Source organism: Bradyrhizobium sp. 141 (assembly GCF_023074055.1).
Lineage (GTDB): Bacteria > Pseudomonadota > Alphaproteobacteria > Rhizobiales > Xanthobacteraceae > Bradyrhizobium.
In genome coordinates this window covers 141,844-162,033 of sequence record NZ_JADPKR010000081.1, presented here as the reverse complement: position 1 = coordinate 162,033, position 20,190 = coordinate 141,844, and the positions used below count along the sequence as shown (strand labels likewise).

Annotated in this window: 19 protein-coding genes; 11 read left to right on the top strand and 8 right to left on the bottom strand. The window is 65.3% G+C overall.

Translation table 11 applies throughout. The features are described 5' to 3' along the window. Position 1: 1 nt before the first annotated feature. The 3 genes from IVA81_RS23025 to IVA81_RS23015 are packed head-to-tail and all read left to right on the top strand — an operon-like array spanning position 2 to position 2,843. A complete protein-coding gene (locus tag IVA81_RS23025) occupies positions 2–955 on the top strand; it encodes a hemin ABC transporter substrate-binding protein (RefSeq protein ID WP_247322157.1) in 954 nt (317 codons plus the stop codon). Continuing rightward, entirely contained in the window at positions 952–2,043 is a 1,092-nt protein-coding gene (locus IVA81_RS23020; RefSeq protein ID WP_247322154.1) for an iron ABC transporter permease, read from the top strand. Before IVA81_RS23025 ends, IVA81_RS23020 begins: the two co-directional genes overlap by 4 nt. Beyond that, positions 2,040–2,843, top strand: a complete 804-nt coding sequence (locus tag IVA81_RS23015; protein ID WP_247322151.1) for a heme ABC transporter ATP-binding protein — start codon at positions 2,040–2,042, stop codon at positions 2,841–2,843. The genes IVA81_RS23020 and IVA81_RS23015 overlap by 4 nt, the downstream gene beginning before the upstream one ends. Positions 2,844–3,008: 165 nt before the next feature. On the opposite strand, the gene IVA81_RS23010 is transcribed toward IVA81_RS23015, so the two are convergent. Together IVA81_RS23010 and IVA81_RS23005 are read right to left on the bottom strand one after the other, a co-directional pair. Further along, a complete protein-coding gene (locus IVA81_RS23010; RefSeq protein WP_247322149.1) occupies positions 3,009–4,685 on the bottom strand; it encodes a mucoidy inhibitor MuiA family protein in 1,677 nt (558 codons plus the stop codon). A 170-nt stretch (positions 4,686–4,855) separates the two neighbouring features. Next, positions 4,856–5,476 (bottom strand): response regulator, encoded by a 621-nt coding sequence (locus tag IVA81_RS23005; protein WP_247322146.1) that lies wholly within the window; start codon positions 5,474–5,476, stop codon positions 4,856–4,858. 204 nt (positions 5,477–5,680) lie between these two features. Between IVA81_RS23005 and IVA81_RS23000 the strand changes: the two genes are divergently transcribed. Then, positions 5,681–6,718, top strand: coding sequence for an AraC family transcriptional regulator (locus tag IVA81_RS23000; protein WP_247322144.1), 1,038 nt, complete (start codon positions 5,681–5,683; stop codon positions 6,716–6,718). Positions 6,719–6,720: 2 nt separating this feature from the next. Here IVA81_RS23000 and IVA81_RS22995 read toward each other — a convergent pair whose 3' ends face one another. Then, positions 6,721–7,932 carry an NnrS family protein gene (locus IVA81_RS22995; protein ID WP_247322142.1) on the bottom strand — a complete coding sequence of 404 codons (1,212 nt, stop codon included), beginning with the start codon at positions 7,930–7,932 and terminating at the stop codon, positions 6,721–6,723. 128 nt (positions 7,933–8,060) lie between these two features. Here IVA81_RS22995 and IVA81_RS22990 point away from each other — a divergent pair, with 128 nt between their 5' ends. Beyond that, positions 8,061–8,771, top strand: coding sequence for a Crp/Fnr family transcriptional regulator (locus IVA81_RS22990; RefSeq protein ID WP_247322140.1), 711 nt, complete (start codon positions 8,061–8,063; stop codon positions 8,769–8,771). A gap of 238 nt (positions 8,772–9,009) precedes the next feature. On the opposite strand, the gene IVA81_RS22985 is transcribed toward IVA81_RS22990, so the two are convergent. Beyond that, positions 9,010–9,207 (bottom strand): DUF1858 domain-containing protein, encoded by a 198-nt coding sequence (locus tag IVA81_RS22985; protein ID WP_246931101.1) that lies wholly within the window; start codon positions 9,205–9,207, stop codon positions 9,010–9,012. A 133-nt stretch (positions 9,208–9,340) separates the two neighbouring features. After that, positions 9,341–10,693 (bottom strand): oxygen-independent coproporphyrinogen III oxidase, encoded by a 1,353-nt coding sequence (gene hemN / locus IVA81_RS22980; RefSeq protein WP_247322139.1) that lies wholly within the window; start codon positions 10,691–10,693, stop codon positions 9,341–9,343. Positions 10,694–10,896: 203 nt separating this feature from the next. Between hemN and IVA81_RS22975 the strand changes: the two genes are divergently transcribed. The 4 genes from IVA81_RS22975 to IVA81_RS22960 all read left to right on the top strand — a co-directional run bounded on the left by IVA81_RS22975 (position 10,897) and on the right by IVA81_RS22960 (position 14,140). Then, positions 10,897–11,091 (top strand): hypothetical protein, encoded by a 195-nt coding sequence (locus IVA81_RS22975; RefSeq protein WP_247322138.1) that lies wholly within the window; start codon positions 10,897–10,899, stop codon positions 11,089–11,091. 25 nt (positions 11,092–11,116) lie between these two features. Continuing rightward, positions 11,117–11,992, top strand: coding sequence for a copper chaperone PCu(A)C (locus IVA81_RS40720; RefSeq protein WP_346659412.1), 876 nt, complete (start codon positions 11,117–11,119; stop codon positions 11,990–11,992). Positions 11,993–12,114: 122 nt separating this feature from the next. Further along, complete coding sequence (gene nirK, locus IVA81_RS22965; RefSeq protein ID WP_247322136.1) at positions 12,115–13,212, top strand: copper-containing nitrite reductase; 1,098 nt, start codon at positions 12,115–12,117, stop codon at positions 13,210–13,212. 52 nt (positions 13,213–13,264) lie between these two features. Continuing rightward, entirely contained in the window at positions 13,265–14,140 is an 876-nt protein-coding gene (locus tag IVA81_RS22960; RefSeq protein ID WP_247322134.1) for an SUMF1/EgtB/PvdO family nonheme iron enzyme, read from the top strand. Between the two features lie 102 nt (positions 14,141–14,242). On the opposite strand, the gene IVA81_RS22955 is transcribed toward IVA81_RS22960, so the two are convergent. The 3 genes from IVA81_RS22955 to IVA81_RS22945 all read right to left on the bottom strand — a co-directional run bounded on the left by IVA81_RS22955 (position 14,243) and on the right by IVA81_RS22945 (position 16,333). Further along, on the bottom strand, positions 14,243–14,878 hold the full coding sequence (locus IVA81_RS22955; protein ID WP_247322132.1) for a GNAT family N-acetyltransferase: 636 nt from the start codon (positions 14,876–14,878) through the stop codon (positions 14,243–14,245). Positions 14,879–14,901: 23 nt separating this feature from the next. Further along, positions 14,902–15,552: a 3-oxoacid CoA-transferase subunit B gene (locus IVA81_RS22950; RefSeq protein WP_247322129.1), complete on the bottom strand. Its 651-nt coding sequence runs from the start codon at positions 15,550–15,552 to the stop codon at positions 14,902–14,904. A 73-nt stretch (positions 15,553–15,625) separates the two neighbouring features. Next, entirely contained in the window at positions 15,626–16,333 is a 708-nt protein-coding gene (locus IVA81_RS22945) for a CoA transferase subunit A (RefSeq protein WP_247322127.1), read from the bottom strand. A gap of 287 nt (positions 16,334–16,620) precedes the next feature. Here IVA81_RS22945 and IVA81_RS22940 point away from each other — a divergent pair, with 287 nt between their 5' ends. Then, positions 16,621–18,513 (top strand): AsmA family protein, encoded by a 1,893-nt coding sequence (locus IVA81_RS22940; RefSeq protein ID WP_247322330.1) that lies wholly within the window; start codon positions 16,621–16,623, stop codon positions 18,511–18,513. A gap of 206 nt (positions 18,514–18,719) precedes the next feature. Next, positions 18,720–20,105, top strand: a complete 1,386-nt coding sequence (locus tag IVA81_RS22935) for an ABC transporter substrate-binding protein (RefSeq protein ID WP_246925095.1) — start codon at positions 18,720–18,722, stop codon at positions 20,103–20,105. Positions 20,106–20,190 lie beyond the last annotated feature (85 nt).

Genomic DNA, 20,190 nt, shown 5'->3' with positions numbered 1-20,190 from the left:
AATGACATTTTGTCGCACCCTCGCCAACCTCCTGCTCTCCAGCGGAATCGCGCTCGGGTCTGCCGCGCACGCCGCCGGCATCACCGTGCATGACGCGCGCAATCGCGACGTCGCCGTGACCGATTTCGCACGCACGGTCTCGATCGGCGGCGCCATCACCGAAATCCTCTATGCGCTCGGGCTCGAGAACCGGCTGGTCGGCGTCGACACGACGAGCCTTTATCCAGCGGCGGCGCTGCACGACAAACCCAATGTCGGCTACATGCGCCAGATCTCTGCCGAAGGCGTGCTGGGTCTCAATCCCACCCTGATCCTGGCGATCCAGGGCTCGGGTCCGCGCGAGACCATGGACATCCTGGAAACGGCGAAAGTGCCGTTGGTGCTGGTGCCCGAGACTTTCTCCGAGGAAGGCCTGATCGAGAAGATAAGACTCGTCGGCCATGCCATGGGCGTCGACGCACGCGCCGAATGTCTGAGCGCCGCGGTCGGCGCCGATCTTGCGCAACTCCGATCGCTGCGCGCCAAGGTGACCAAGCCGGTGCGCGTGATGTTCGTGATGTCGCTCCAGAACGGGCGGGCGATGGTGGCCGGCCACAAGACGGCGGCCGACGAAATCATCCAGCTCGCCGGCGCCGCCAACGCGGTCGACGATTTCGACGGCTACAAGATCATCGGCGACGAGGCGATCGCGGCGGCAAGACCTGACGTCGCGCTGTCCATCGAACGCGGCAAGGACTCGCTCCAGGCCGACGCGATCTATGCCCATCCCGGCTTTGCGCTGACGCCGGTCGCGGCCAACAAGAGCTTCATCACCATGGATGGGCTCTATCTGCTTGGCTTCGGACCCCGGACGGCGGCAGCGGCGCGCGATCTCTCCGCAAGACTCTATCCGGCCTTGGCCGCACCGGGCGATGCGTTCACGTCGGCGCTGTCGGCGGCGAATTGCCGGCAATGAGCGTGGCGATCGGAACTGAGGCGCGCAGCCCGGAACGACGCGCCAGCGCGAGACGACGGTCCGCATCGCTCGCGATCCCACTCCTGATCACGGTGCTCGCGGTCACCGCCATCGTCGCGCTGACCCTCGGCGCCGCCGGCATTCCCCTCTCCCGCCTGCCTGCCGCGCTCGGGCTATCAGGCGAGAGCACGGCCATGACGACCCGCGACCAGCTCGTGCTGTGGTCGATCCGCGTCCCCCGGATCGCGGCGGCCGCGATGGTCGGCGGCCTGCTCGCTGCGGCGGGCGCGATCATGCAGGGGCTGTTTCGTAACCCGCTCGCCGACCCCGCGCTGGTCGGCGTCTCCAGCGGCGGCGCACTCGCAGCCGCAAGCGCCATCGTCTTCACCGATTCGCGCTTCGGCGAGACGCTGCGCTTTCTCCAGACCGAGCTCCTGCCGCTCGCGGCGTTCGCTGGATCCCTCGCCACGACCGTAATCCTCTACGGCATCTCGAGCCGATCGGGTCGGACCTCGATCGCGATCTTCCTGCTCGCCGGCGTCGCCATCACCGCCATCGCCAACGCCGGCATCGGGCTTCTGGTATTCGTCGCCGACGATCGCCAGCTCCGCGACATCACGTTCTGGCTGCTGGGCTCGATGAGCGGCGTGACCTGGACCAAGGCCGCCGTGCTGGCGCCGATCCTCATCATCGGGCTTGCCGCCTGCGCCTTCATCGCACGCGGTCTCGATCTCCTGGTGCTCGGCGAGGCTGACGCCTTTCACGGCGGGGTCGATGTCGAGCGTCTCAAGCGGATCTCGATCGTCATGGTCTCCGCCATGACCGGCGTCGCGGTGTCGATCAGCGGCGTGATCGGCTTCGTCGGCATTGTGGTGCCGCATCTGCTCCGCCTCGTCATTGGACCCGCACATCGGTTGCTATTGCCGGCCTCGGTGCTGCTCGGCGCGATCCTGATGGTTGGCGCCGACACGCTGGCGCGCACGATCGTGGCGCCGGCGGAGATGCCGATCGGCATTCTGACCGCAGCGGTCGGCGCGCCGATCTTCCTCTTCATCCTGCTGCGGCAGCGCGGGCTCGCCTCGCTATGAGTGCCGTGATCGAGGCGCGATCCCTGAACAAGCGCGCCGGCCGGGCGAAGCTGCTCGATGGCGTCGGCCTGACTGTTGCGGCCGGCGAGATGGTCGCCATCATCGGCCCGAACGGCGCCGGCAAATCGACGCTGCTGCGGCTGCTCTCCGGCGATCTCCGGCCGAATGCCGGCGAGGTGCGCCTGAAGCAGCGCGACATCGGCAGCTACACACCGCGCGAACTCGCCGCGCGCCGCGCGATGCTGTCCCAGCACATCAGCGTCACCTTCCCCTTCACCGTCGAGGAGATCGTGCTGATGGGCGCAGGCGAGCGCAGCGCGCGCGAGGCTGGACCGCTCGTCGATGCCGCCCTGGACGAGGTCGGGCTTGCACATTTCCGCGAACGGCAGTTGCCGACGCTATCAGGCGGCGAGCAGCAGCGCGCCCATTTCGCCCGCGTGCTGGTGCAGCTCGCCTGCGGCGAAGCCGAGCATGGCCCGGGACTTCTGCTGCTGGACGAGCCGACCTCGAGCCTCGATCTGCGTCACCAGATCGACCTTGTCGAAGCCGCCCGCCGCCGCGCCGGCAGCGGCACGGCCGTGATCGCGATCCTGCACGACCTCAATCTCGCAATCCGCTTCGCCGACCGGCTGGTCGTGCTGGCTGGCGGCAAGCTCGCCGCCGACGGCTCGCGCGCGGATGTTGTCACGCGCGAGACCATCCGCGACATTTTCGAGATCGACGCCGTGGTGCATCGGGACGACGACGGCGTGCCGTACGTGCTGCCACAGTCGATGCGGGCAGTGGCGACTGGAATTTAGCCCGCAGTCCAATCCGCGAAGGTGGTGCGCTCCCTCCCCCGCTTGCGGGGGAGGGCTGGGGAGAGGGTGTCTCGACAACGAAGACTCCCCAAGAGGAGAGAGCCCTCACCCCCAACCCTCTCCCGCACGCGGGAGAGGGAGCGCACCTCATTTGTGGCTAGCAACCTAGCCCGCCGGGGCAATCACCATGCCCTTGTCCTTCGGCCAGCGGATGCGCCAGGCGAAGTTGATATCCTTGACCTCGCCGGGCTTGGCGTCGAACGACCATTCCAGCACGCCGCGCTTGTCACGGATATCCTTTGCTGTGGGCGGCGTGGTCGCGGGCAGCATCTCGACGACGATGTCCTCGCTCTCGCTGACCGGCAATTGATCCTCGATCGCGACCTTGATCGGGAAATCATGACCGTTGCGGATGGTGGTCTTGAACGAACGCTCGTCCGTCTTCGACGTCGTGACCAGCAGCCCGGCCGAGCCTTCGTTGCGCTTGAGCACGGCGCGCTCGATTCGGACCTTGTCGTCGGCGCCGAAGCCGAGCCGCACGATGTCGTCCTTGGCAGAGGCCGAGATCTTGCCGCGACCGACAAATACGCCGTCGCGATAGATCGCGACCTTGCCCGGCAACAGCGTCGTGTCATCCGTCTGCTTGAAGCTGGCTTCGAGGAAAGCCGTCGGATCCAACACCGGCGCGGTGCGGACAGCGAGATCGGCCGGCACCGTCATTGCCGCGATGCGCAGGCTCTTGGCGCCCTCGGCGGCGCCAAGGCTGACGCGACCCGGAATTCTGAAGGTGGCCTGGAAGTCGCCGATCTCGGCGACAGCCTGCTGTTCGTCGGCGCGTTCACGCGGCTCGGCCGACTCCGCAACCTTGGCCATCGCGGGCGATTGTGCCTGACGCGTCATCGGCGCGGGCCGCGCCAGATCGGAGGCCGCGCCGAGTGCCATTGGCCTCTGCGGTTGCGGATATTGCGCCACGAGCGAGCCCAACTCCGGCGCGCTGCCGCCGCGGCTGATGCGAACCGTGGAGACGCCGAGCGTGACGTTGGACCAGTCCTCGCCGGTCGATTGCGTGATCTCGGCGCGGCGGACCAGCTCCAGCTGCGGCTTGCGGTCCTTGGCGCCGGTGTCGAGCCGGGCGTCGTAGAGCGGCATCCAGCGCGCATTGCGCACATTGTAGGTGACCCGCAACGTCGCCTTGGTCGCGGCCGGCGCGGCAATGTCCATGCGAACCTCGAGCTTGCTCGCAGGCTTGGCCTTGCGCTCGGCTTCGAGCTGGGCGATCTGCCGGTCGATCTCGCGCAATTTGCGCGTCGCGTCACGGATGGCCGTATCGGCGCTCGCAATTTCCTCGCCGACCGCGGCAAAGGCCGTGCGCCATTCGGCAATCGGCCGCGCCTCGCCCTTCTCGCCGATGCCGACGGGGGCGGCTTCCGCAAAGTGCTCCGCAAATTTGCGCCGCGCATTGGCCGAGTCGATCGCGCCTTGCAGGTCGGCGCGCTGGTCGTTCAGGGTTTCGAGCCGTTTTTCCAGCTCGGGCAGGTTGACCGGTGCCGCGCGGGGCGGCCGCGCATCGATCGTGCCGATGGTGAGTTTGGCTCCGCCTTCACCCTCGACCCGGATGGAGGACGTATCGAGGGCCAGAGGAAAGTCCTTCGCGACCAGTGTCGAGTCCCCGGATGGCAGGTCGACCGTGATGATGCGGGTGACGGTGGCGCCATCGGGATAGACGGTGACGGTGTCGATCGCCGAATTGGTGTCCAATTCGGCGGCCCATGACGGCGATGCCGTCGCCAGGGTCACCAGAACCAGGCTCGTTGTCGCCAAACATCTTGCGGTGATGCGCATAAAGTCCCTCCTGCCGGTATCGCTGCGCCGCCAGCCGGACGCACGCGATCAGATGCCTCGCCAACATGGTTGGACGCGGCAGGGAAGGAACTGGTTCGATTGGGGTTTCCGTGGGGCGCCGCTGCGGCGGCACCATGGCCGCGGAACGTATGACAGTGCCGCGGCAATCCTCACGCCTGGGTCGGCGAGCCCTGGCCGAAGATGCGCCGGAGCAGATCGGTCACGTTCTTCGCGCCGGCTTTCTTCAGGATGCCCGCACGGTAGCCTTCGACCGTCCGCGCGCTCAAATGCATGCGGCGGGCGATCTCCTTGTTGGTCAGGCCGGCGGCAAGGTGCTCGAGCACGTCAACTTCGCGCGCTGTCAGCGGCTCGCAACCGGGCAGCCAGCGTTGCCGGCTCGTGCCGGGCTGCGCGAATTCATCGATGGCGGCATCGATCCGGCCGACGATGTCGTGGGTGCGGAACGGCTTTTCGATGAAGTCGGCCGCGCCGCTCTTGATGGCGTCGACCGCCATGGCGATGCTGCCATTCGCGGAGGTCACCAGCACCGGCGCCATGCAGTTTTCCTCGCGCAGCCGCCTGAGCATGTCGAAGCCTGAGCGATCGGGCGGCAGCTCCATCAGCACGCAGGCCGGCATCCGCGCCTTTGCCTCGGACAACAGAGACGCACCGTCAGCGAAGCAGATCACGTCATAGGCGCTCTGTTGGAGCGCAGTCGAAAGTTGTTCGCGGGAGGCAGCGTCGGTGTCGATGACGAATACCTCACGCTTGGAAAGCATGTTTCCCGGCATAATCCCGATCCAGCAATGTCTTGGTCAAATGGCCCGAGACGGCAGCGGGCCCCATCGCCCAGCCGCGCCGTCGTGAGCACGGCATTCGCGCCAGTGCTTCGGTTTCTCCTATGTATGTTTCGCCCGGTTCCTGGATTTGACGGATGGAGACAGAAACTTTACATTTCGGGACATCTGCGGGAATGGCTGGCAGGAACGGTTCGCATGACCGACCTCGTTCGCAGCGCAGGCTTGAGCTATTACCCGGAGATCGCCCGGTCGGTCGGGCTCGATCCCAAACAGATGATGCGCAAGGCCAGGCTGCCGCTGGCCTGCCTCGACAAGCCAGACACCCCCATTGCCGTCACCGGCCTGCGCCGTCTGCTCGAATTGTCGGCAGAGGCGTCCGGCGCCGAAGATTTCGGCTTGCGTCTCGCCGAGCGCGGCGGCCTGACCAATTTCGGCGCGGTCGGCCTGATCGTGCGCGAACAGGCGACCGTCGGCGAGGCGATCGAGGCGTTCTCGCGCTTCATCCATATCCATCATGACGGCATGCGGCTGGACGTTGCGCGCGACAAGCAGACCGTGACCATCACGCTGCACCTGCGCGGCCGTCAGCCGATCGCGCCGCGTCAGTCGATCGACATGGCGCTCGGCAGCGTCCACCGTATCATCCAGTCGCTGTACGGGCATGACTGGCGGCCGCAGGAGGTCCACCTGCATTATCCGCCGCCGCATGATCGCAAGCGCTATCGCGACTTCTTCGGTTGCCGCGTCACCTTCAACGCGGAGGAGGATGCGATCCTGCTGTCGGCGCACGACATGGAGCGCCGGATCCCGAGCGCGCATCCCCTGATCGCGACTTATCTGCGCAAGCGGATCGAGGCGATCGAGACGCGGCCCGCGAGTTGGGAGGGGAAGGTCGACGAGGTCGTGCGGACCCTGCTCGCCAGCGGCGACTGCACGGTCGAGCGCGTCGCCGAGCATCTCGCATGCACCCGCCGCACCATCCACCGCCACCTCGCCGCATCAGGCACCAGCTTCTCGGCCATCCTGGATGCGCAACGCGCGGGTCTCGTGACCCAGTTGATCGACGACCCCGGCCGGCCGCTGGCCGACATCGCAGTGCAGCTTGGCTTCTCTGCGCAGAGCGCCATGGCGCGCTGGTTCCGCGGCCGGTTCGGCTGCACCATCACCGACTGGCGCAAGGGCGTGCGGCCACAGGCAGCGCCGCCCGATGCGCCCTCGGCGACCGCAGCTTGAGTTCAGCGCGCCGGCGCGGGCACGCCCATCGTGGCGAGGGCACGCCGCCGGCTGCCTGCAAGCAGCGGGCCGAACGCGATGGCAAATCCGAGGAACGCGACCAGCCAGCCGCAGGCGGCGATGTGTAACAACGGATCGCTATGCGCGGGCAACACCACGGCGGCGACCCGAGCCAGAGCCGCGATGACGATCGCAGCATAGATTCCCTGGATCGCCGGCGAAGCCGTCAACGCCTGGCCGGTATGGCCGAGACTCGCGCGGGTCATCACTGCGAGCGTCATGGTTCCCGCCGCACCCGTCATCCAGGCGTGGATGCCGGCGCTTGGCGGCAGCGTTCCGAGCACCGCCAGGGCGTGCAGGATGAAGCCGAGCGGCACGAAGACGTAACCGACATGCAGGATCACGAGCAGCCGCTCACGGAAGGTGCGATCGCCGGCCCAGCGTGCAAGCCGCACCAGATGCAGCCCGCCGACCAGCGCCATCAGAACACCGGTGACGGCGTTCAACGGTGCCACGACCCACGAGATGAGCGCGAGCGCGCTCAATCCGATCACTGCGCCGTCGAAGCGTCCGAACGGCACCGGCAGACGGCCGGGATTGAACTTGACCAGCCAGTTGCGGGTGAAGCTCGGAATGATGCGGCCGCCGATCAGCGCGATCAGAAGCACGACCACACCGATGCCGACGCGGATGCTGACATCGGCCGCGCCCTGGTCATGCGCCTCGAGATGAAAAGCGACATTGCCGGCGAGCAGAACGGACACCAGCACCACGACGGGCAGGTTGCGCCAGTTGCCGCCTGCGATGATCTCGCGCGCCGCGGCGGCGACGACCAGCGTCAGGAAAGCGGCATCGACGACCAGTGCAAACGCCCAGCCGATATCGGCCGACAACGTCACCGCGACACGCCCGGCAAGCCAGACCATCAGCAGCGCCCCCAGCGAGGTGCCCTGGATCGGCAACCGCCCGGTCCAGTTCGGAATCGCCGTGAACAGGAACCCGGTGATCACCGCCGGCAGGAAGCCATAGAGCATCTCGTGGACGTGCCAGTCGCGCGCCGCGAATGCGGAACTCACCGACAATTCGCCGTAGAACATCGGCAGCCAGGCCATGATCGACAGCCCCGCCTGGATCGCGGCGAGCAGGAAAAAGGGCCGAAAACTGTTCGCAAACAGCGGCCAGCCCTGAAAGTTGCGGGATCGGGCACCAGCCATGGGGTCAACTCCAATAAAATTCAGATCGTTGCCTGGAAAAATACTGCCACCCGGTCGTCCCGTTTTGCGCTATCGCAAACTATCGGACGATTACAGGTGCCATCACTCCCGAGTGCCAAGGAGGCAGAATGGCCAAGGTCGACACATCGCTGGTTGCGCATTTGCCGCTGTTTGCCGGGGTCACGCCGGAAGCTCTGGACGAGATCCTGCGTGAGGCCCGTTCGGCGCGTTATCCCAAGAACAGCGCCATCTTCGAGCAGGGCGCGGACGCACAATCCTTCTTCCTGCTGCTGCACGGCCATGTCCGCGCCGCCAAGACCACGCCGACCGGCGAGCAGATCGTGGTGCGCTATGTCGCGCCCGGCGAAACCTTCGGGCTCGCCATGGCGATCGGTGCCACGCGATATCCGGCGACCGCGATCGCGGTCGACGACAGCGTGGTACTGATCTGGCCGACCTCGGCCTGGCCGCGGCTGATCGAGCGTTTTCCCTCGCTTGCCGCCAACACGCTCCAGACCGTCGGCACGCGCCTCCAGGAGAGCCACACCCGCATCCTGGAAATGTCGACCCAGCAGGTCGAGCAGCGCGTCGCGCATGCGCTGCTGCGCCTCGCCAAGCAGTCCGGCAAGAAGCTCGAGCACGGCATCGAGATCGACTTCCCGATCAGCCGCCAGGACATCGCGCAGATGACCGGCACCACGCTGCACACCGTCAGCCGCATCCTGAGCGGTTGGGAAAGCCAAGGCCTCGTCGAGAGCGGCCGTCAGCGCATCATCCTACGCGATCCGCACGGGATCGTCGTTTTGGCGGAGCGGAGCCCCGACAGCGGGCCAGCGTGACTCTCCCTCTCCCCGTTCTTACGGGGAGAGGGTCGGGGTGAGGGGCCTCTCTCCACGATGAGATTGTCGAGAGACCTGTACCCCCTCACCCGGATTGCATCTAGCGATGCAATCCGACCTCTCCCCGCAAGCGGGGAGAGGTGAACACGGAAATTAGGGGTGAGGGGCGCTTCCGCTTACGGCGAAAGCCCTCCCTCACCCGGGAATCCGCGCGCGCCCGCGCGAATTCCAGACCGCTTCACGCCGGCACGCAATCGCACAACGCGGCGAGGAATTTTTCGCGGTCAATGCCATGCTCGCGGCAGGCATCATCCACCGTGTGGAAGGTTGCGATCGGGCAACCGACACAAGCCATCCTGAAGGCCAGAAACACGCGGATCGTGTGCGGCGCCGTGCGCATGATGTCATCGACCAGATCGTGAGACCCAAAAGACATGGACAACTCCGTTCCGAAGCGACGATAGCGGAGGGGAGCGGAGTTTCTTTGTGGAAGCGCAAGCTGGTGCTGCTTCTCTCCGCCGTCATTCCGGGCTCGCGCCAAGAGGCGCGCCCCGGAATGACGGAGAGGGTTACACAGCGCGGCTGTGCAGCTGCTTTGCCGGATTCAGATGCGCATCGAACGCCGCGGCGACGCTGCGAACCAGGAAGCGCGAATCTTTTGCAACTGCGAGGCGATTGCCCTCCAGCCTGACGACGCCGTCGGAGATCAACGGTTTCAGACGCGCCGCCGAGTTCAACATCGCCCCGGCCTCAGCACCATGGCGTGCGCAGATGTCGCCGAGGTCGGCGCTGAACTCGCACATGATCCGTTCGATGATGTCGGCGCGCAGCCGGTCGTCGTCGGTGAGCCCATAGCCCTTCGCGGTGGCGAGACGGCCGGCGGCGATGTTCTGAGCATAGGCGCCGATCTGCACCTCGTTCTGGACGTAACCCTGCGGCAGATGCCCAATCGCGCTCGCACCGAAACCGAGCAAGACTTCACCCTTGTCGGTGGTGTAGCCCTGAAAATTGCGCCGCAGCGTCCGGTCCTCGAAGGCCACGGCCATGGAATCGCCGGGCCGCGCGAAATGATCGAGCCCGATCTGCACGTAACCGGCCTCCTTCAGCGCGTTGGCGATCGCGCAGGCCTGGTCGTGGCGCGCAAGGCCGTCCGGCAACACAGCCTCGTTGATCATCTGCTGATGCTTCTTGAAGCTCGGCACATGCGCATAGCCGAACACGGAGAAGCGGTCGGGCGCGAGCGCGAGGCTACGCCGGACCGTATCCAGACACGACGCGACGGTCTGGTGCGGCAACCCGTAGATCAGGTCGAAATTGAGCCCCCCGATGCCGGCGCGCCGGAGCATGTCGACCACGGAAGCCGTCTGCTCGTAGCTCTGCACGCGGTTGATCGCCCGCTGTACCACAGGATCGAAGCTCTGCACGCCAAGGCTCGCGCGGTTGACGCCGGAGAGCCGCATCGCCTCGACCATGTCGGCGGTCAATGTGCGGGGATCGATCTCGACCGCGATCTCGGCCGAGGGCAGCACGAAGAATTTTTGGCGCATCGTCGCCATCAACTCGGCGAAAGCCTCCGGCGCCATGATCGTCGGCGTACCGCCTCCGAAATGGATGTGCTCCACCGTGATACGGCGGCCGATGGTTTCGGCGGTCAGGGCGATCTCGTTGCGCAGCGTCCGCTGATAGCCGGCGATGAGCTCGTCGCGGCGGACGATCTGGGTATGACAACCGCAATACCAGCACATCTCGCGGCAGAACGGCACGTGGAGATAGAGCGACGCGCTGGTGCCCGCCGGCAGCTCCGCCAGCCACCGGGCGTAGGCGCCTTCTCCGATCTCCGACGAAAAATGCGGTGCGGTCGGATAGCTCGTGTAGCGTGGCAATCGTTCTTCGCCGTAGCTCGCCGCAAGATCAGCTCTCATGTCTTACCCATTCGTAAATTTCCGCCGTGTGCAGTCATCACGGCTAATCACGGAATGCATTCCAATAACCCGGATCCGCGAAGGCGACCTTGCGCTCGCGCAAAGTCGGCCGGGGTGCCGCAGACATTGCGCTCGCGCAAAGCGCAGCGACCGATTCCGGGCGAAGATTGTGACAATTCGCACGGCATCCGGAGCGTTTGCCCATGAGGCTTCTCGCACTCGAACTGATTTTCTCCTTGCTCGACATCCGCGGCCATATCCCGCGTTTCGACGACTTCCGGCCGGCCCCGGTCGCACCGGCCCCGACCGGCACCGCGCGCGCCGCCGCGATCGCTGCCTTCGCCGTGCTGTCGCTGGCGATCTGGGCCGCCGTCCAGCTCGCCACACATCTCTTCTAGCCGCATCTTTTCCAGGGCCCCGATCATGATCTCATCCAAGCGCGCATTCGCCGCCGCGGTCATCCTGACATGCCTTGTCGGGTCGCCCGCCTTCGCAGCCGACACGTCCAGCGGCGATCTCGTCATCACCAGGGCCTGGAGCCGGGCGACGCCCGGCGGTGCCAAGGTCGCTGGCGGCTATCTGACGATCGAGAACAGGGGCCACACGCCGGAGCGGTTGCAGGCCGCATCGGCCGCCCACGCGCTTCGAACCGAGATCCACGAGATGACCGTCAACGACGGTGTCATGACCATGCGCCCGCTCGACAAGGGGCTCGTCATCGCACCCGGACAAGTCGTTGCGCTCGCACCCGGCGGCGGACATCTGATGTTCATCGGCCTCGATGTGCCGCTCCATGCCGGCGACCAGATGCCGGTGACGCTGTCGTTCGAGCGCGCCGGCGAGGTGAACGTGACGCTGGACGTGCAGGCCATCGGCGCACAGGCTCCCGAAGGGACGGAGAGCACGGCGACGGTGGAGCCGGCGCATCGCGCGGAGCAGACGACGCCGACCCCACCCGCGGCGACATCCGAAGCGGACGAGAGCTTCTTCACTCACCTGCATGCTGAAAAGGCCATGGCCAACGTCACGATCTCGCCGGGGCGCGCCGGTCCGGTCGAGATCGCAATCCAGCTCGAAGATGCGAACGAACTGCCCCTGAGTGCCGATGCGGTTGCGGTCACGCTCGGCAATCCCGAACATGGCGTGGCACCGATCACTGCAAGCGCAGAACGCGTCGGCAACGATCAATGGCGAGTCAGAATGTCCGCCCCACTGTCCGGCCGCTGGTCGCTCGGCCTCGACATCCGCATCACGCCCTCGGACGCGGTTAAGGTGGTGTCACCTATCCTGCTCCGTTGAGGCACCTAAGTACTGTAGCGGAGGCGAATCCGGCAAAAGCTTGTCGCAGCGCAAACACTCTTGCCGCGATCGGCGCACACTGCATCCGTCATCAAAACCTTTTCACATGAAGGATGCTTCCGATGTTCACCCGCAGAGCCGCATTGATCAGCGCCGCAGCGACCGCCCTGATGTTGGCGGCCCCGGCTTTCGCCGCCAGCGATCTCAAGCTGCCCCGGCAGAAGGTAGAGCTGGTCGCGCCCCCCTTCGTGCATGCGCACGAGCAGGCCACGACGCAGGGCCCCAAGATCGTCGAGTTCAGGATGACGGTCGAGGAGAAGAAGGTCGTCATCGACGACAAGGGCACTACGTTCCAGGCGATGACGTTCAACGGCTCGATGCCGGGACCGCTGATGGTCGTGCACGAGGGTGACTATGTCGAGCTGACGCTGGTCAATCCCGCGACCAACACCATGCCGCACAACATCGACTTCCATTCCGCGACCGGCGCCCTCGGCGGCGGCGAGCTCACGCTGATCAATCCCGGCGAGGAGGTGGTGCTGCGCTGGAAGGCGACCAAGACCGGCGTGTTCGTCTATCACTGCGCCCCGGGCGGCCCGATGATCCCGTGGCACGTCGTTTCCGGCATGAACGGCGCGGTGATGGTGCTGCCCCGCGATGGCCTCAACGACGGCAAGGGCCACGCGCTGAAATATGACAAGGTCTACTATGTCGGCGAGCAGGACATGTATGTGCCGCGCGACGAGAAGGGCAACTTCAAGTCCTACGATTCGCCAGGCGAGGCCTACACCGAGACCGAAGAGGTGATGAAGAAGCTGATTCCCACGCACGTCGTGTTCAACGGCAAGGTCGGCGCGCTCACCGGCAAGAACGCGCTGACTGCCAAGGTCGGCGAGAACGTGCTGATCGTGCATTCGCAGGCCAATCGCGACAGCCGTCCGCATCTGATCGGCGGCCATGGCGACTATGTCTGGGAGACCGGCAAGTTCGGCAATGCACCCGAGGTCGGACTCGAAACCTGGTTCATCCGCGGCGGCTCGGCGGGAGCTGCGCTGTACAAGTTCATGCAGCCCGGCATCTACGCCTATGTCACGCATAATCTGATCGAGGCCGCAGACCTCGGTGGCACCGCGCACTTCAAGGTCGAAGGCAAGTGGAACGACGATCTGATGACCCAGGTGAAGGCGCCTGCCGAAATACCGGCTGCCAAAACCAACTAGACGCGACGAGGGGCCGGTCATCACCGGCCCCTTCTTCCTTCGGGGAATGACCATGCTGATCGCATTCAAGCTCAAACTGGCACTCGCCTGCGCCGCCGGGCTCGCAGGGCCGATCGCGCTGGCGCCGCTGGTCTCGAACGTAGCGGTCCACGGCACGGCGGCTGAGCCCGCGATCGTCAGGGTCGCGCCGGGCAGCCTGTCCTATCGCGAGGCCGGCGATTTCACGCGCGGCGGGCAGCAGGCGGAAGCGCCGCTGCGCGCGATGCGCATCGACCGGGCGCTGCACATCATGCGAAATCAGGTCTCGTCATCCGACTATCGGCTTTGCGTGCAGGATGGCGCCTGCCGCGCGCTCGATCGCGACGTGGCGGTCGCCCCCGATCGCCCCGCAGTGCAGGTGAACTGGCACGACGCCGAGGCTTATGCGGGCTGGCTGTCGCGCAAGACGGGCCACCATTACCGCCTGCCGAGCGATGCGGAATGGGCCTTTGCGGCCGGCTCCAGATTCAGGGATGATGGTGTAGCCGTCGATGCGGACGATCCTTCAAAGCGCTGGATCAGCCGCTATGAGCGCGAATCCGAACGCGACCTCTCCGACACCACGGCCTATCCGTTCGGCAGGTTCGGCCCGAACGAGCACGGCATCGAAGATCTCGCCGGCAACGTCTGGGAGTGGACCTCGACCTGCTTCGTGCGCTCGCGTGTCGACGAGGCCGGCAATGCCGGCCGCCCGACCGTGAACTGCGGCGTGCGTGTCGCCGAGGGCACGCACCGCGCCTATGTCACCGATTTCATCCGCGATGCCCGCGCCGGCGGCTGCGCCCAGGGCGTGCCGCCCGCCAATCTCGGCTTCCGCCTGGTGCGCGAGGAGACGTCGTGGGTCGCGAGCGTGTCGGCAAGGTGGGGCAAGGTGTGGGCGAGGTCGTAGCCGCCTTTGCGTAGCCCGGATGGAGCGAAGCGCAATCCGGGATCAGACCATCTGCTCGCGAGATCCCCGGATTGCGCTGCGTTCCATCCGGGCTACCAAACCTCAAATCTCCCGCGCGAACATGCGAAAGCCGGGCGCACCGATCAACGCCTCGAAGGCGGGATCGCGCTTCTCCTCCGCAAGAACAAATCCGGCCTTGGCATAGGCACGCTCGGCAGGGTCGTTGCCGATCAGGAACGATATCGTCGCCCGTCCGAATCCCGCCGCTTGCCCCTTATCCAGCGCGTGCGCGATCAGCGCCTGCACCAGGCCGCGACCGCGATGCGCGGGATCCGTCGCGACATGCTCGATCATCCAGTCGCCCTCTCCGCCCTGAACCCAGCAGACTCGGGTGTAGGCGCCGCGTCGCCGGACCGCCTCGAGCTCTGGCGCGGCGAGCCCGGCCGCAGCTGCGACTTCCTCGATCGCGCGCCACGCCGCAGGTCCCGTACCGGCTGCGGGCAACGCGCACAGCGCCGCGGCCGGCTTGCCGTCGACCTCGGCGACCAGGAATTGCGAGACATGCCACATCGACACGGCATGCGTGACCGCGATGCGCGCGATGAAACCGAGGCATTGCTGTTCGGGCCAGCCGAGGGCGACGTCGAACCATCCGCGCGGCCGGTAGCCGCGCTGCGACGACAGGATGGTTTGTGCGATGAAATCGGCGTCTTCGGGACACGCAGACCGTATCGTCATGCGCGCCCCGTTCTACGAAGACCCTAGGTGTTCTTCAGCGCGACGCGGAACTCGGCTTCGGTCTTGGCCTTGACCTCGTCGAGCGAGACGCCGTCCGCGAGCTCGATCAAGGCCATGCCGCCGTCTCCGTGCTTGTCGATGGTGAAGACGGCCAGATCGGTGACGACCATGTCGACCACGCGCTCGCCAGTCAGCGGCAGGTTGCACTTCTTCAGGAGCTTGGCGCCGTCCTTGGCCGAATGCTCCATCACCACGACGACGCGCTTGACGCCGGCGACGAGGTCCATCGCGCCGCCCATGCCCTTGACCATCTTGCCGGGGATCATCCAGTTGGCGAGATCGCCGTTCTGGGCCACCTGCATGGCACCGAGGATCGACAGATCCATGTGGCCGCCACGGATCATGCCGAAGGAATCTGCGCTCGAGAAATACGAGGTCGAGGGCAGTTCGCTCACGGTCTGCTTGCCGGCATTGATGAGATCGGCATCCACCTCGTCCTCATAGGGGAACGGTCCCATGCCGAGCATGCCGTTCTCGCTCTGGAGGCTGACGTCGACGCCATCCGGAATGTAGTTCGAGACCAGCGTCGGGATGCCGATGCCGAGATTGACGTAGTAGCCGTCGCGCAATTCCTTCGCGGCGCGCGCGGCCATTTGTTCACGGGTCCAGGCCATCTTGGTCTCCTGTAATCCTTAGTTGCGCATGATCTTGTTGGAAAACCGGTGTCCGCTTTTCCGGATCATGCGCTCAAGCTGCCGTGCGCGGGCGGGTGTTGCGGAATTCGATGCGCTTCTTGGCCGTGCCGACCTCGACGATGCGCTTCACGAAAATGCCGGGCGTGTGGATGTGGTCGGGATTGAGTTCACCGGCCGGAACCAGATGCTCGACCTCGGCCACCGTGATCTTGGCAGCGGTCGCCATCATCGGATTAAAGTTACGCGCGGTCTTGCGGTAGATGAGGTTGCCGGCGGTGTCGCCCTTCCAGGCATGCACGATGGCGAGGTCGGCGAACAAGCCGCGCTCCATCAGGTACTTCTCGCCGTCGAACTCCTTCACTTCCTTGCCTTCGGCGATCAGCGTGCCGACGCCGGTCTTGGTGTAGAAGGCCGGGATGCCGGCGCCGCCCGCGCGGATGCGCTCGGCCAGCGTGCCCTGCGGATTGAATTCGAGTTCCAGCTCGCCGGCGAGGAATTGCTGGGCGAACAGCTTGTTCTCGCCGACATAGGACGAGATCATCTTCTTGATCTGCCGGGTTTCCAGGAGGCGGCTGAGCCCGATGCCGTCGACGCCGGCATTGTTGGAGACCACCGTCAGGCCCTTGACGCCGGACTCGCGGATCGCATCCGACAGCTCTTCGGCGATGCCGCAGAGGCCGAAGCCCCCGGACATGAGCATCATGTTGTCTTTCAGAATGCCGGCGAGAGCCGACTTGGCGTCGGGATAGACCTTGTTCATGCAAAAAACCTTCGACTGAACCTTCGGCTTGGAGGCGTCGCGCCCTATTGGCGGCGATTATTAGGCGAAATCCTCCAAAGCCGTCAATGATACGGGGTTCTCCGCACCGCGCCCGGGTGATAGAAGCTGCCCACGCCGTGGGCAGAACCGTCCGCGGCCTTGAAAGCGACAAGAAAACCCATCAAGTTGCGGGACTTAACAAAATAGGGCTTGGGCGTGGGCACGCAGGTTTCCCGGCCCGCCCTTCTGGCTCCAGCGACCAACCCGATCAGGACATGCCATTGACCATGGCCCAAGGAATGAAGCGCCTCGGGACGCCGATCGCGGCGCTGCTCGGCGTGGCGCTGATCGCCCTGATCGCGACCTCCTGGCTCATCAACCGCGACGCGCTGCGCAAGGCGGTCGAAGCGCAGATCCGTGACGTCACCGGGCTCGAGCTCTCTGTCGCAGGCAGCATCGACATCTCGCTGCTGCCGGCAAGCTACATCTCTTTCCGCGACGTCGGCCTCAAGGGCGGCGGCACCAGCGATCCCGCGCTCCGTGTCGACGTGCTCACCGCCAATCTGCGGCTGCTGCCCTTGCTGCTGCAACGGTTCGAGATCGCCGACCTGACGCTGCTGCGGCCGCGCATCCATGTCAGCCTGAAGCCGGACGGCGAGAGCAACTGGACGCCCTTCATCCAGACCATCGCGCGCACCATGAAGCCCGGGGCCGAGAACCAGATCTCGTTCTCCGAAATCCGACTCCAGGACGGCGTGCTCGATTACGAGGACGCCGCCACGCACGCCACCGAGCGGTTCGACGACATCGACCTGTCGCTGGCCTGGCCCTCGATCTCGCGTTCCTTCGCCGCGACCGGACAGTTCGACTGGCGCGGCGAGCGCGTCGACGGCACGATCAGTTTCTCCGATTTCGCCGCCGCCCTCTCCGGCGAGCGCTCGGGTTTGAAGGCGCGGATCGCCAGCGCACCCCTCAAGCTCGCCTTCGACGGCAGCGTCGCCAACCGCACCAGCCCGATGATGGAAGGCACGCTCACGGTCGACAGTCCCTCGTTGCGCAACGCGCTGCGCTGGACCGGGCAGCCGCAGCCCGCCAGCGGCGGCTTCGGCCGCTTCGTGCTGAAGGCGCGCGCCAACGTCGTCGGGGCCTCGATCGCGCTCACCAATGTCAATGTCGAGCTCGACGGCAACGCCGCCGAGGGCGTCATGACCTACGCCAATAACGGCCGGCAGACGCTGCAGGCGACGCTTGCCGCCGACGCGCTCGACTTCACGCCTTATATCTCCACCTTCCGCCTGCTCGCGAGCGGCGCACGCGACTGGAACAGGCAGCTGTTCGATCTCAACGGATTGTCGACCACCGACCTCGACATGCGCCTGTCGGCAGCAAAGCTGACGGTCGGGTCGACCAAGCTCGGCCGCACCGCGATCGGCGCCAATTTGCGCAACGGCACGCTGGCGCTCTCGGTCGGCGAGGCGCAGATCTATGGCGGGATCGCCAAGGGCTCGTTCGGCATCGCGCGCTCCGACACCGTCGCCGACATCAAGGCGCAATTCCAGTTCACCGATGTCGATCTCCAGGCCTGCGCCACCGAACTGTTCGGCCTCAACAAGCTGTCCGGCCGCGGCAACATCAACGTGTCGCTGTTCGCCTCGGGCTCAAGCCCGTTCGGCCTCGTGCAGTCGCTCGACGGCAGCGCCACCGTCACCGGGCATGACGGCGCGATCTCGGGCTTCAACGCCGAACAGCTCCTGAAGCGCCTCGAGCGGCGGCCGCTGTCGGGCGGCGGCAATTTCCGCAGCGGTTCGACGCCATACAACAATCTCACCATCGCGGTGAAATTCTCCGACGGGATCGCCACCGCCGAGGACATCCGCATCGAAGGGCCCGCGGCCAAGATCACGCTGACCGGCACCGCCTCGGTGCCGACGCGCGAATACGACATGAAGGGCGTGGCGAGCCTCAATACGACGTCCGGCTTTCAATTGCCCTTCATGGTACAGGGCCCCTGGGACGATCCGCTGGTTTTTCCCGACCCTGAAAGCCTGATCCGACAATCGCCTGCGGCGTCTCCCTTCCTCGATCTCCTGAAGCAGCGCATTACCGGGGGCGGAAAGCGCCCCGCGCAGGATGGATCGCCGACGGCGGAGAATGCCAAGGAGAATGCGAAGTCCAACTGAGGATCGCGTTCCTCTGCCGCTGCTCCACGATCGCGAATTGATCAGGGCGAATTGATGCGGCGATTGGATCGATGCACGCGTTAGGCATCTCCACAGGCCGACACCCACGACCTAGGTCTGACAACATGCCGCTAGATCGGACTATCGCCATGCGCTAGTGTTTTATACGACCGGTTAAAAACACCGGCCGTTTGAGGGAGAAAAACGTGAAATCCAAGGTTATTGGCGCAGTATCACTGGCGGTCGCTGCGGCCGGGCTGTTTGCAGCCGCTGCACCCGCATTTGCGCAGCAGAAGACGATCACGGTCTGGTGGGGCAAGGGCTTCTACCGCTCCGAAGACGACGCACTGATCGAGACGATCAAGAAGTTCGAAGCCAAGACCGGCATCAAGGTCGAACTGTCGCAATACGCGATCCAGGACATGATTCCGAAGACGGTCGCCGCGCTCGATGCCGGCACCGTGCCCGATGTCGCCTATTCCGATTCCTATGACGTCCAGGCGCAGGGCAAGTGGGCCTATGAGGGCAAGCTCGAGGATCTCTCCGACGTCATGGAGCCGATCAAGGGCCGGTTCGTGCAGAACACGCTCGATGCGTCGATCCTCTATAACGACGTCGCCAAGAAGAAGGCCTATTACGGCTTTCCGCTGAAGCAGCAGAGCATGCACGTCCAGATCTGGAACGACATGCTGGAGAAGGCGGGCTTCAAGCAGGCCGATATCCCGAACGACTGGACGGGCTACTGGACGTTCTGGTGCGACAAGGTGCAGCCGGCGATCCGCAAGGCCACCGGCCAGCGCATCTATGCCGTCGGCCAGCCGATGGGCGTGGAATCGACCGACGCTTTCCAGTCGTTCTACACCTTCATGGACGCCTATCACGTCAAGCTGGTCGACGATGACGGCAAGCTCACGGTGGACGATCCCACGGTTCGCGAGAACCTGATCAAGGCGATGAAGGATTACACCGACACCTACATCAAGGGCTGCACGCCGCCGTCCTCGACGACCTGGAAGGATCCGGACAACAACGTCGCCTTCCACAACAAGACCATCGTGATGACCCACAACTTCACGATCTCCATCGCGGCGAAGTGGTTTGAGGATTCCTCGAACCAGGCACTGACGCCAGAGCAGCGCGAGGCCGGCAAGAAGGCCTATGAGCAGGATATCATCACGGCGTCCTTCCCCAAGGGGCCTGATGGTTCGACCATCCGCTACCGCTCCGACGTCAAGACCGGGCTGGTCTTCACCGCGGCCAAGAACAAGGCCGAGGCCAAGCAGTTCATCAGCTTCCTGCTCCAGGAAGAGAACGTCCGTCCCTACATCGAGGGTGCGCTCGGCCGCTGGTTCCCGGTGACGAAGGAAAGCCAGGAAAGCCCGTTCTGGCAGGCTGACAAGCACCGCAAGGCCGTCTACACGCAGTTCAAGGGCGGCACCGCGGCGTTCGACTTCACCAAGAACTGGAAGTTCACGATCCTCAACAACGAAAACGTGTGGGCGAAGGCGATGAACCGCGTCGTCAGCGAGAAGGTTCCGGTCGACAAGGCCGTCGACGAACTGATCGCCCGCATCAAGCAGGTCGCGGGTTAAATCATCTGCCCCTCTCCCCGCTCTGCGGGGAGAGGTGTAAGAACAATACCGGCCGCGTTTTGCGGCCGGCTTCTCTTTGAAGAGT